The sequence below is a fragment of the Snuella lapsa genome (genome assembly GCF_039539345.1).
GTDB lineage: Bacteria > Bacteroidota > Bacteroidia > Flavobacteriales > Flavobacteriaceae > Snuella > Snuella lapsa.
The window spans coordinates 45,640-58,335 of the sequence record NZ_BAABCY010000019.1 but is presented as its reverse complement, the minus strand read 5'-3'; the positions used below and the strand labels follow the sequence as shown (position 1 = coordinate 58,335).

Sequence of the window (12,696 nt, the reverse complement as noted above, 5' to 3'; positions counted from 1 at the left end):
AACCAAGATATTGCCACGTCGTTCCTCATCGCGATGACAAATGAACAATTAATGATAACAGCCATTGCCATAGACGACGAACCCAAAGCCATACAGGTTATTCAACATCATGTTTCTAAAGTAGATGGTTTAGAGCTTATTGCCCATTTTTATAATGCGCAGGATGCTTTGGGCTTTTTAAAGCAGAACCCCGTCGACCTAATGTTTCTGGACATCAATATGCCGCACGTGTCTGGTTTGGAATTACTGGATGGATTACAATTTAAGCCCCAGATTATCTTTACCACAGCCTATAGTAAGTTTGCTGTGGATAGCTATGCTTACAATGCGGTTGATTATCTGTTAAAGCCATTTGAATTTGATCGTTTTCAAATAGCAATCCATAAAGTAGAAGAACGCTTAGCAAGTTTAAAACAACACAATCCATTCTTTTTTATTAAAGATGGCTTTAAAAACATAAAAGTTGAGTTTAAAGCTATTTTGTTTGTTAAAGGGGCTGGTAATTATTTAGATATTACTACTAAAGATAAGGTGTTTTCACCTCGTATGACCTTTACGGAGTTAGTTGCTAAATTACCGGCATCACAGTTTGTAAGAGTGCATCAATCCTATATGGTTAATATTTCTGAAATTAATAAAATTGAAAACAACCATGTGTATATCAATAACCATAAGATTGCTATTGGTAACCGTTATAAAGAGGTGTTTTTTCAACGGTTAAACTTGATGTGAAAAAAGTCTGGGTGGCCAAAAAAAGAAAATCGTCTAGAAAGTTACTTCTAGACGATTTTATATATTCTAAGCTTAAAGTTTTTAGTCGGCTAAAACAATAACTTTATTGTCTTTCATCTCTATAGTACCAGAATCAATCTTAACCGTCAAAATCTTCTTGTCATCATTATGGGGAACCAATCTTGCATGCAAATCGTCAAATTCCAAATGACTTTGACTATGCGTTTTTATTTTAATTGTTCCTGATTTTAAAAGAGAAACAATGGGAGCGTGATTTTTTAACATTTCAAACTCGCCATTAACTCCAGGTACAACCACAGAGTCTACTTCTGAGCTAAATAAAGTTGCTTCCGGTGATACAATTTCTAAATACATATTTTATCAGTATTAAGTATTCAGTATCAGTACACAGTTGCATTACTGCAAACTGCTACTGCAAACTGTATACTATTTTAAGCTTCAGCTAACATTTTTTCTCCAGCTTCAATAGCTTCTTCGATAGTTCCTTTAAGGTTAAACGCTGCTTCTGGTAAGTGATCTAATTCACCATCCATAATCATGTTAAATCCTTTTATCGTTTCTTTAATGTCTACCAATACTCCTGGTATACCTGTAAACTGCTCAGCAACGTGAAAAGGTTGTGATAAGAAACGTTGTACACGTCTAGCACGACCTACAGCCATTTTGTCCTCTTCAGAAAGTTCTTCCATACCAAGGATGGCAATAATATCTTGTAATTCTTTATAACGTTGCAATAACTCTTTTACGCGTTGTGCACAATCGTAATGTTCATTTCCTAAGATGTCAGCAGTTAAAATACGAGAGGTAGAATCTAACGGATCTACCGCAGGGTAAATACCAAGCTCGGCAATCTTACGCGATAATACTGTTGTTGCATCTAAGTGGGCAAACGTTGTTGCTGGCGCAGGGTCTGTTAAGTCATCCGCAGGTACGTAAACCGCTTGTACAGATGTAATCGAACCTTTCTTGGTAGAAGTAATACGTTCTTGCATCGCACCCATCTCTGTCGCTAGCGTAGGTTGGTATCCTACCGCAGAAGGCATACGACCTAATAATGCCGATACCTCAGATCCAGCTTGTGTAAAACGGAAAATGTTATCTACGAAGAAAAGTACATCTTTTCCTTGTCCGTCTCCAGCGCCATCACGGAAATATTCAGCAATAGTTAAACCAGATAAGGCTACACGTGCACGTGCTCCCGGAGGCTCATTCATCTGTCCGAATACGAAAGTAGCTTTCGATTCTTTCATCTTAGATTTATCAACTTTAGATAAATCCCAACCACCTTCTTCCATAGAGTGCATAAAGTCATCACCATATCTAATAATACCAGACTCTAACATTTCTCTTAAAAGGTCATTTCCTTCACGAGTTCTTTCTCCAACACCTGCAAATACAGATAAACCACCGTGACCTTTAGCAATATTGTTAATCAACTCCTGAATTAATACTGTTTTACCTACACCAGCACCACCAAATAATCCAATCTTACCTCCTTTTGCGTAAGGTTCAATAAGGTCGATTACTTTAATACCTGTAAATAAAACTTCAGTTGACGTTGATAATTCTTCAAATTTTGGAGCTTGACGGTGAATTGGCAGACCTGCTTCTCCAGTTTTTGGTAAGTTACCAAGACCATCAATTGCATCTCCAATAACATTAAACAAACGACCATAAACATCATCTCCAATTGGCATTTGTATTGGCGCACCAGTTGCAGTAACTTCGGTACCTCTACTTAAACCATCAGATGAATCCATAGCAATAGTACGAACAGTATCCTCACCAATATGAGATTGTACTTCTAGTACTAAAACAGAACCGTCAGGTCTTTTAATTTCTAATGAATCGTAAATTTTTGGAAGTTCAGAACCAGAACCGAATTCAACATCGATAACCGGACCTACTATTTGTGCAACTTTACCTGTAACTTTAGACATTACTTATGTGTTTAATATTATGCAATTTAATTGTACGAAAACAGTTTTGGTTTTCGCGTGCAAAGATATATTTTTTAATTTAAAAAGAAAGTTGTTTTTAAAGCTTTTTTGATATAAAAAACCACCTTGAATTTCAAGGTGTTTTATGATTGTTATTTAAAGGTATACTAAATAGAGAAATTAAGTTAATTGTTGATCGTCCAGGAAATAAAATATTGGGAGCCAATAAAAGGCGAACCTACTGCACTTTGAAATTCTTTTCCTCCTAAATTAGTGCCTCCAATTTTAAATACCGATTTCATAGATGGTATTGTATAGTTTATTTGGGCATCAACAACTGTTCTCGAGGGTATAACAGCGTTAGCAATACTTGCTTGCCATAAATATTCATCACTCCAACGTGCATTAATGTTAAAACCAAAATTTTTGAATAGTTGGGGATTTCCTAAGGATACCTTTATTTTGTGTTCTGGCGTATTGAAACCAGCGCTGAAATCTGGATCTGATGATTGGTCGAAATCTAATTTGGCATAAGTATAATTAACTCCAAAATTATAGTCTTTAGCTATTTTTGTTGAAAGACCAACAACACCCCCATAAGAATTAACGTCTGCTGATGAGTTTGTAAATACATTGAAAATTTGAACATTTCCTCCAGCAACATCAAGTACACCAGTCATATCACTTACAGACCCTGTTTTTGGAGTAACTACAAGTTTTTCAGCTATAAAGTTGTTATAGGTGCTATAGTAGGCATTGAAGTCTACAGTGAAAATTCCTAGCTTGCCACGATAGCCAACATCAAATGCAGTAACTTTTTCTTGTTCAACTAGCGGCGTTATGCCAGTGCCTTGAACGGGCATTAACTGTGTTGTGCCGCCACTAGCTTGGAAAGCCTGTACTGAAGAAAGGGTATAAGAATTAAAGTAGGCATCTCTTCCTGTTAAATCTGTATTGGGTAAATCCCTGTCTAAATTGTCTGGTGCGGCACCTACTAGGATAGCCCTGCTTACATCAAAGCCAATAAACAGAGCTTGCGTATGTGGGTTTCTAAAACCTGTTTGAAAGGAAGCTCTAAAATTATGTTCTTTGTTCTCTCCGGCCGAATAACCTAAAGAAAGTCTTGGTGAATGCCTTGGGTCAAAAAATTCATTTTTGTCAAGACGAAGTGAAGCCGTTATTTTTAAACGATCGTCCATTAATTTTTTTATACCTTGAATATAAGCACCATATTCGTGGTAATCTATAGAGCCATCATAATCGGTAAAAACACTACCGCTGGAGTTTAGCGAATATTCTCTGTAGGAACCTCCAATTTGCAAATCGATTACGTTGTTCAACAGGTCTTTAAAGTTGTAATTTCCTTCTCCAATATGCATTTTGGTATTATCGACTAATTTCGATCCAGTAGTCACATCGGGGTCAGAAGTAACCTTGTTAAAAAGGGCTTTAAACTCAGGACTTCCTGGCTGTGGTGTAAAGTTAGCATCTGCAAAAGTCCTAGCGCCATCATGTATCTGAGATTGTGTGACGGGGTCATTTGGGTTTCCCCCTCCGGCCAGTATTTGTCCTGCTCCTTGTGCATAGGCTGCAGCATAAGCTCCAAACCACTGTGTGGCTCCAACTTTGTTCATGTTAATCCCTGTAAAACGCATATCGTATGAATCGCCTGCGTTTTCGATTGTTGTGTAGCCTCTTAAAAAAAAGTTATCACCCTTAAATTCTAATTTGTGCTGCTGTAAATCAAAATCCTTGATGGCATATCTGTTAGAGCCTTGGTAAATAGAAGAACCTTTGCCTATTTTTGAGCTTAGCACAATTTCAGTATTGTCACCAAAAGGCCTGTAGTTTAGGGTGAAATACGCTTTTATACTTTCTGCCTTATAGTCTGTTAAATCGGATTCTCTGTACCCAGTGCGGGCAACATTAACTTCAGGAACTAACATACTGGCACCTGGAGGTAGTATGCCGCCAGCTTCCAATTGTTGGGCTACTTGGTTCAAGTTTAGTCCATTGGCTGCTAGAGATACTTCATCACCATATATGTTTAGTCCGTCATGAGCTGGTCCCGACCTAAAAGGAAGTATAGCGTCTGCAGTTCCAACAGGTCCCAAATTATATTGGTTGTCGTCTGAAGCATACCAATCGGTACCTCTCATATAGGAGAATGAAGCTTTTGCGGCAAACTTATCACTAAAAACATGTGCTGCTCGAATACCAAAATCATGAAACTGATTGTCTCCTGCTTCATCCTGCACGGTCAATCCTGTTTTGTAGTAGGCGCTTACACCGTGGTAATCGAAAGGATTTTTGCTGGTCATAAATAGTATGCCATTAAAAGCGTTTGCTCCATACAGAGCCGAAGATGCCCCTGGTAATATTTCAACACTGTTAATATCAAGTTCGCTAAGGCCAAGAATGTTACCTAAAGCAAAGTTTAATCCCGGTAGAGCATTATCCATTCCGTCTACTAATTGAACAAAACGTGTGTTGGCATAGGTAGCAAATCCGCGTGTGTTTACAGAGTTAAAGGTTAAACTGCCTTGATGAACATCTACACCTTTTAAATTCTCTAAACTAGTATAGAAATTTGGAGAGGAAGCAAATTTGATGTCTTTTAAATCGAATCGTTCAATAGTTACAGGAGATTCCCTAACACTTTCGGGTGATCTAGAAGCCGAAATAACAATTTCGTCTAGTTTGTTGCCTTCATTTAATACGAAGTTTACAGTTTGATTATTTGCTGTTACTTCTTGAATTACAGTTTCAAATCCAACACTACTTGCCTGAATCGAAAAGGGAGGTGTTTCATTTGTTGTCAAGCTAAAGTTTCCGTCAAAATCTGAAACAGTACCTGTTGAAGTACCAACTATAACAATATTAACACCTGGAATCGGTTGGTTATTATCGTCTATAACAGAGCCAGTTACAGAGGTCTGGGAAAAGCAAAATGTGCTAAAAAATAATGTTAAAATGGGGAGAATAGTTTTCATTTATTTATAGAATTAGTCAATTTCAAAATAATAATATACACTTAAGGCGAACATAAAAATATAAAAAAAATTATGCATGCATAATAAAATACGCGTAAATCAAACAAATTGTATCAACAAAAATACAAAAAGTAAGATATTATGCACGCTTTTATGCTTGGCATAATAATATTTTGGGGGTGTATGGAACTAAAAATTACTCTACCGTAACTGACTTTGCTAAATTACGAGGTTGGTCTACATTCTTGCCCAATAGCACAGCTATATGGTAAGATAGTAACTGAAGCGGAATTGTATTTAGTAAAGGAGATAAAGCTTCTAGGGTTTCTGGAACTTCTATAACGTGGTCTGCAAGTTCTTTAACAGTTGTGTCTCCTTTAGTAACAATAGCGATGATCTTTCCTTTACGGGATTTGATCTCTTGTATGTTGCTCACTACTTTTTCATAATGTCCCCTTTTTGTTGCTATAACTACAATTGGCATGTTCTCATCAATTAAGGCGATAGGGCCGTGTTTCATTTCTGCTGCAGGGTAGCCCTCTGCATGAATGTATGAAATCTCTTTTAATTTTAAAGCACCCTCTAGAGCAACTGGGAAATTATAGCCTCTTCCTAAATATAAGCAGTTATTGGAGTGCTTGTAGGTGTCGGCAATCAATTTAATATGGTTATCCAATTTAAGCACATTTTCTACATGCTGGGGAATGAGTTCTAATTCTAACAAATGGCGATGAAAATCGGAGTTAGAAATGCAGCCTTTAGCTTTTGCAAGACGTAAGGCCATTAAAGTTAATACTGTAACTTGGGTTGTAAATGCTTTGGTTGATGCCACTCCAATTTCTGGGCCAGCATGAGTGTAAGCACCTGCATGGGTTTCTCTGGCGATAGAAGAACCAACAACATTGCAAACACCAAATACAAAGGCTCCTTTAGATTTTGCCAATTTTATAGCAGCTAGTGTATCGGCTGTTTCTCCCGATTGGGAAATGGCTATAAGGACATCGTTCTCTGTAATAACAGGATTTCGATATCTAAATTCTGATGCATATTCTACCTCTACTGGGATTCTTGCCAAGTCTTCAAAAATGTATTCAGCTACCAATCCTGCATGCCATGAAGTACCACAAGCAGCAATAATAATGCGATTGGCATTAAGCAACTTATTTAAGTTGTCTTCAATGCCAGCCATTTTTATAAGCGCTTCATTCTTTAAAAGGCGCCCTCTGTAAGTGTCTGTTATGGCTTTAGGTTGTTCGTGTATTTCCTTAAGCATAAAATGCTCATAGCCTCCCTTTTCTATTTGCTCAAGGTTAATTTGTAGCTCTTGTATGTAAGGGTCTACTAAGGAATCATCTTTTATTTTCCGAACTTTTATGTCTTTGCCTAATCTAACGATGGCCATTTCTTCATCTTCTAAATAGATGGCGTTTTTAGTGTATTCTATAAAAGGCGACGCGTCGCTGGCAATAAAAAATTCGTTATCACCGATACCTACTGCTAATGGACTGCCTAAACGCGCTACAACAACTTCTTGAGGTCTGTTTTTGTCAAATACGGCAATGGCATATGCACCTATTACTTGGTTTAGTGCTATTTGAACGGCTTTGCCGAGTTTAACGTTTTCCTTTTGTTTAACATCTTCAATAAGATTTACAAGTACTTCGGTATCTGTATCCGATTTAAATGTATATCCTCTAGAGATTAGTTCTTTTTTAAGGGATTCGTAATTTTCTATAATACCATTATGTATAATGGCAAGTTCTCCTGTGTTGGAACAGTGTGGGTGGGAGTTAACATCGTTAGGAATACCGTGTGTTGCCCATCTTGTATGACCAATGCCTATATGGCCATTAGTACTTATTGTTTCGTTTGAACGGTTTTCCAGATCGGCTACTTTGCCTTTGGTTTTTGATATCTTAAGGTTTGAACCATCAAATAAAGCAATTCCGGCACTGTCGTAACCGCGGTATTCTAAACGTTTTAAACCTTCAATAATGATAGGGTAGGCCTCTCTATGACCTATATAACCAACAATTCCACACATAAGTAAGTTGTATTTTTATTTGGGCTTAGTGAAAAAGACGTCTAATCGCATTCTTCTATCTTGGGGAACACTTTCTTTAGTTCCATGTAAAATCGTGCCTCTAGGGGTTAAAAATGCTGCTGCAGGGATGTTTTTTACATCGTCCTCACTGTTTAGTATTTCTGCATTTTGGGTGGCAGTAACGTTTGTTGAAAGTACTAAGCCAAGCTTTGTATTAGTGGAGTCTCTTAGTAAAATATTCTTAATATGTTCAGTAAGACGAATTTTATATTTAGCCCGCCCGTTATCATCCTTAAAACGCCTCCCTAAACTGATAAGTTTAGAGTTGAAAGGATTAGAAGGATCATCAGTTTGGTCTATTAGATAATCAATAGTTGGCAAATCATTTTTTATATCGAATGCATAAATTCTATCGGCATGGTGGTAGTCTTTATCATCAACAGGAGGAGGTGTCGGCATGTTTTCATCCTCGTAAATAACCAATTGTACATCGTTGATAAGTTTTTTTAATACATACTTATCATTCTCTTTAATATAATCGCCGTTTTCATCTAGTTTCCTATAGGTCTTTTTAAAGGCATCTATTGCTGGAAGAATAGAAACATTGTCATTTTCGTCTTTATATTCTGCTTCTCCACTAAATAACTCAACTACGGCCATACTACCTTCGGCGCCTTTTAAATAAAGTTTATCATCGCCTGTTTCTGTGTTGCCGTTGGTTAATGTAACCTGATCGTATTTATTGATAATTGTGTTCAAGCGATTTTCCGAAAACTTTAAGACATAAGTAGCATCAACTCTTTCGCCTTCTACAGTAGAGTCTTTAGTGTAATTAATGGTTATGCTGCTGTCTGTTGATCCTAGGTCTAAAAGCACCATGTTGCCATTATCTCCTGTAGCTTCTGCTTTTATGTGTAGACCCCTGAAATAATTTTTAAAGTTATTGGAATTACTTAATTCCGGTTGGCCTTCTTTGTCAAATATTAGTGTTTCCCAAAACGCTTTGTCTAAAGGAACGCGTATTGAAGGGGTTAGTCTTTCGGAGGTTTCGTCATCTCCTTCTCCTGTTGTTACTACGATTACCTCACTACTTGGGGTGAAGTTTTCATCTTTATAAAGAAGTTCTCCCTTGTACTCATCAAAATTAATGGTTGCATTTTCGGTAAGTGCAAAATTATCCGTTTCATTGCCACTATTTCCGTTTGAAAAATAGTTTTGTGCCCCTTCGGAATCTGGATTAAAGTCCCTTAAGAAATAATTGTTTTGGTAAATTGATAGTTTGATAGGAGCGTTTGCATTGCCAAACAATGAGTCTTTAATGCTGTATGTTGTGTTGCCTTCATTGTCGGTGCCATCAGGTTTGCTAAAATAAGGGATTCTTAAAATAACCGATTCTATTTCTGGGTTTTCTCCAAAGTCCGGATTGAAAGAGTTCGGTACTACTTGGGTGACAATGCTGGCGGTAGTACTTCCGTAAGCAAGATCGTTATATACACCAAATAAGTTGGCAGATAAATTATTTATCTGTAAAGCGCTAAGCTTTTTGTTGTAAGCGAGTATAGGGATTGAGTTGTTGTCTGTGTTAAAATTGGCATTTTCTTCTCCAATAACATTGCTTTTTACATTAACAAATTCTTTATCACAGGCAACAAAACACAATGTTGTAAAGAGTGATAAGCAGGTAAATTTAAGGGCTTTAAATATCTTTTTCATATCTTAAATGTGTAGCGAAAATGGACTTAGCTTAAAACTTGGGTGTTTAAAAAATTTGTATAGGCATCGCCAAACTCATCTTTGCTTTTATATTCCAAAACAGGTTTGCTAGATGCCTCTAAATAGGTTTTTAATGTTTCTGGAATAACTTCAGAACCTATTGTCAGCGCATCAGAATAATCAATAGCAACTTTCATTAAGTTGGTGTAGGATGGTTCTGATAAATCCTTAAAAGCTGTTTCGTCAATATTGTCAAATTTTATTTTGTTAAACATGTCCTTGTTTAACGTGTCTTCAAAGCTTTGATTGTATATAGAGGTAACTATTTTACTTTCATTGAACAAAGGTTCACCATTGTAATATTCCTTTAGGTAAAGCGGTAGTAAAGCAGCTAACCAACCATGAATATGAATAACATCTGGAGCCCAGTTTAATTTCTTTACGGTTTCTATTACGCCTTTGGCAAAGAAAATAGCGCGTTCGTCATTGTCAGAAAACAATGAGCCGTCTTCATCGGTTAAAGTTGCTTTTCTTTTGAAGTACTCATCGTTGTCAATGAAATAAACTTGAATGCGTTCTTTAGGAATTGAAGCTACTTTAATGATTAAAGGCATGTCTAAGTCGTTGATTACTAGGTTTATGCCAGATAGTCTTATTACTTCGTGTAATTGGTGTCTACGTTCATTAATATTTCCGTATCGAGGCATGAATATCCTTATTTGTCCACCTTGTTGATTTACCAATCTAGGTGCTTCAAACGACATGGATGAAATTTCGGTTTCAGGTAAATAAGGAACTACTTCAGATGATACGTACAATATCCTCTTATCTTTCATATGTTAGATTTTGTTGACTTTTAATGGTCGTATACAACATGCTGTTTTATTTGTTTTTTTCGAATTCGTACTATTTAGCTTGTTGCATAAATGCGTCGATTCAGTAAAATTCTCAATAAAAAACACGCAAAAGTACAAAAATTTATGCAGAGTCACCTTAATATATTAAGTTTGCACCCGTTAATTTTTTATTAAAAAGTGGAAGTTTACTCAGAGAGACAGCGTATTAGCAATGCTGTTGAGGTATTAAAAGAGAGACAGCTTACAGTAGGTTTAGTGCCTACCATGGGCGCGTTGCATGAAGGTCATTTGGCTTTGGTGAGAAGAGCTTTGGACGATAACGACATTGTTGTTGTGAGTGTTTTTGTAAACCCGACACAGTTTGACAATCAAGATGATTTAGAAAAATATCCTAGAACTTTGAAACACGATGTTGCATTGTTAGAGGAAGTTGACAGAGAACGTATTTTAGTTTACGCTCCAAGTGTAGAAGATATTTACGAAGGCAACACCATATCTCAAAAATTTGATTTTGATGGACTGGAATATGAAATGGAAGGCAAATTCAGGTCAGGACATTTTGACGGTGTGGGAACCATTGTGAAGCGGTTCTTCGAAATTATAAAGCCACATAAAGCTTATTTTGGTGAGAAGGATTTTCAGCAGTTGCAAATAATAAAGAAGCTAGTCGAAAAAAATAACATTCCAGTTGCCATAATTGGTTGCGAAATATATCGTGAAACTAATGGTTTGGCAATGAGTTCTCGCAATGTGCGATTAAAACCTGAGTATAAAGAAGTAGCGCCTTTTATATATAAAACTTTATTAGCTGCCAAGGATAAATTTGGCATAGAAAGTGCTAGTGAAGTGGTGAAATGGGTTGAAAGTCAGTTTTCTAAACAAGACTTGTTAAGGTTGGAGTACTTTATTATAGCAGATACCAATACTTTAAAACCCGTAGAAGAAAAAACGAATAAAAAATCATACAGAGCCTTTATAGCGGTATACGCAGATGATATTAGACTAATAGATAATATCGCTTTAAATTAATTATCTTTGCCATATGCAAATTCAAGTAGTAAAATCTAAGATTCACAGAGTAAAATGTACTGGAGCAGAGTTAAATTACATTGGTAGTATTACTATTGATGAGGATTTGATGGACGCTGCCAATATTATTCAAGGAGAAAAGGTTCAAATTGTTAATAACGACAATGGAGAGCGCTTGGAAACGTATTGTATACCTGGACCTAGAAATAGTGGGGAAATAACACTAAATGGGGCAGCGGCTAGGAAAGTTTCGGTTGGAGATACCTTGATTTTAATAACCTATGCATTTATGGATATTGAAGCGGCCAAGGTCTTTAAACCGTCTTTGGTCTTCCCCGATGAAGCGACAAATTTGTTAAAATAATTTTTTGAATCCGAAGATAAAAAGAACATTAAAAATTTTACTCCCATTGCTTTTGGGAGTTTTTTTAGTGTGGTATTCGCTGTCTAAGGTTTCGTTGGAAGAATTGTATGTATATCTAAAAAAAGCCGATTATAAATGGATTGTTTTGGGCATGATCTTTGGCTTTCTTAGTCATTTGTCGCGGGCTTACCGTTGGTTGTTTATGTTAGAGCCAATGGGGTATAAGATTAGGTTAGGAAACAGTGTGATGGCTGTTTTTGCAGCCTATTTAATAAACTATACAATTCCTAGGGCTGGGGAAGTAGCAAGAGCGTCTATATTAACGAATTACGAGGAGGTGCCTTTCGAAAAGGGATTTGGGACCATCGTAGCCGAGCGCATTGCAGATCTAATGGTTATGCTTATAATTATTGTGACAACCCTGTTTCTTCAATTCGATTTTATTTATAATTTTTTTAACGAAAGATTTAATCCAATAAAAATAGGTGTAGCTGCAGTAGTACTTTTTTGTGCAATCATTTTCTTTTTACGTTATATAAAGACTGGAAGTTCAAAAATAGCAGTTAAAATACGGGGTTTTGTAAATGGTTTGGTAGAAGGCGTTATGAGTGTTTTTAAAATGAAAAAAAAGTGGCCTTTTATATTTCATACCCTGTTTATTTGGGCAATGTACCTGGTTATGTTTTATGTAACGACATTTGCTGTTGTAGAGTTAAAGGGGATTACACTAGGAGTAGTTTTAGTTGGTTTTATATCTGCAAGTTTTAGTATAGCAGCCACCAATGGAGGTATTGGTTCGTATCCTGTAGCTGTCTTTTTGGCCTTTTCTATTTTTGGTATTTCGGAAGACCCTAGTATTGCGTTTGGATGGATTATGTGGGCATCACAAACCTTAATGATTATTGTTTTTGGAGGCTTATCTTTAGTTTACTTGCCTGTTTATAACCGAAAGAAGCGTTTATAATCCAATTAGTGCCCTAAGGAATCAAAAGCTTTATTTTTA

Annotated in this window: 10 protein-coding genes; 4 read left to right on the top strand and 6 right to left on the bottom strand. The window is 36.5% G+C overall.

What is annotated here, in order from left to right; genetic code table 11:
- Nucleotides 1-51 precede the first annotated feature (51 nt).
- A complete protein-coding gene (locus tag ABD792_RS03625) occupies nucleotides 52-732 on the top strand; it encodes a LytR/AlgR family response regulator transcription factor (protein ID WP_345004434.1) in 681 nt (226 codons plus the stop codon).
- Nucleotides 733-813: 81 nt separating this feature from the next.
- Here ABD792_RS03625 and ABD792_RS03620 read toward each other — a convergent pair whose 3' ends face one another.
- The 6 genes from ABD792_RS03620 to ABD792_RS03595 all read right to left on the bottom strand — a co-directional run bounded on the left by ABD792_RS03620 (nucleotide 814) and on the right by ABD792_RS03595 (nucleotide 10,279).
- Nucleotides 814-1,107, bottom strand: a complete 294-nt coding sequence (locus ABD792_RS03620; RefSeq protein WP_345004433.1) for a F0F1 ATP synthase subunit delta/epsilon — start codon at nucleotides 1,105-1,107, stop codon at nucleotides 814-816.
- Nucleotides 1,108-1,184: 77 nt separating this feature from the next.
- The gene (gene atpD, locus ABD792_RS03615) at nucleotides 1,185-2,693 is read right to left on the bottom strand and encodes a F0F1 ATP synthase subunit beta (RefSeq protein ID WP_345004432.1); all 1,509 of its coding nucleotides are present in this window, start codon (nucleotides 2,691-2,693) and stop codon (nucleotides 1,185-1,187) included.
- Nucleotides 2,694-2,878: 185 nt separating this feature from the next.
- Nucleotides 2,879-5,686, bottom strand: a complete 2,808-nt coding sequence (locus ABD792_RS03610; RefSeq protein ID WP_345004430.1) for a TonB-dependent receptor — start codon at nucleotides 5,684-5,686, stop codon at nucleotides 2,879-2,881.
- Between the two features lie 196 nt (nucleotides 5,687-5,882).
- On the bottom strand, nucleotides 5,883-7,730 hold the full coding sequence (glmS, locus tag ABD792_RS03605; RefSeq protein ID WP_345004429.1) for a glutamine--fructose-6-phosphate transaminase (isomerizing): 1,848 nt from the start codon (nucleotides 7,728-7,730) through the stop codon (nucleotides 5,883-5,885).
- 15 nt (nucleotides 7,731-7,745) lie between these two features.
- Complete coding sequence (bamH, locus tag ABD792_RS03600) at nucleotides 7,746-9,443, bottom strand: BamH family beta-barrel-assembly machinery protein (RefSeq protein ID WP_345004428.1); 1,698 nt, start codon at nucleotides 9,441-9,443, stop codon at nucleotides 7,746-7,748.
- A 26-nt stretch (nucleotides 9,444-9,469) separates the two neighbouring features.
- Nucleotides 9,470-10,279 carry a glycogen/starch synthase gene (locus ABD792_RS03595; RefSeq protein WP_345004426.1) on the bottom strand — a complete coding sequence of 270 codons (810 nt, stop codon included), beginning with the start codon at nucleotides 10,277-10,279 and terminating at the stop codon, nucleotides 9,470-9,472.
- A 198-nt stretch (nucleotides 10,280-10,477) separates the two neighbouring features.
- On the opposite strand from ABD792_RS03595, the gene panC reads away from it, so the two are divergent.
- Genes panC through ABD792_RS03580 form a run of 3 tightly spaced genes read left to right on the top strand, consistent with a single transcriptional unit; the run spans nucleotide 10,478 to nucleotide 12,657 of the window.
- Nucleotides 10,478-11,329, top strand: a complete 852-nt coding sequence (gene panC, locus ABD792_RS03590) for a pantoate--beta-alanine ligase (protein ID WP_345004425.1) — start codon at nucleotides 10,478-10,480, stop codon at nucleotides 11,327-11,329.
- A 13-nt stretch (nucleotides 11,330-11,342) separates the two neighbouring features.
- Nucleotides 11,343-11,693, top strand: a complete 351-nt coding sequence (gene panD, locus ABD792_RS03585) for an aspartate 1-decarboxylase (RefSeq protein WP_345004424.1) — start codon at nucleotides 11,343-11,345, stop codon at nucleotides 11,691-11,693.
- Between the two features lie 4 nt (nucleotides 11,694-11,697).
- Nucleotides 11,698-12,657: a lysylphosphatidylglycerol synthase transmembrane domain-containing protein gene (locus ABD792_RS03580; RefSeq protein WP_345004423.1), complete on the top strand. Its 960-nt coding sequence runs from the start codon at nucleotides 11,698-11,700 to the stop codon at nucleotides 12,655-12,657.
- The last annotated feature ends 39 nt before the right edge of the window (nucleotides 12,658-12,696 follow it).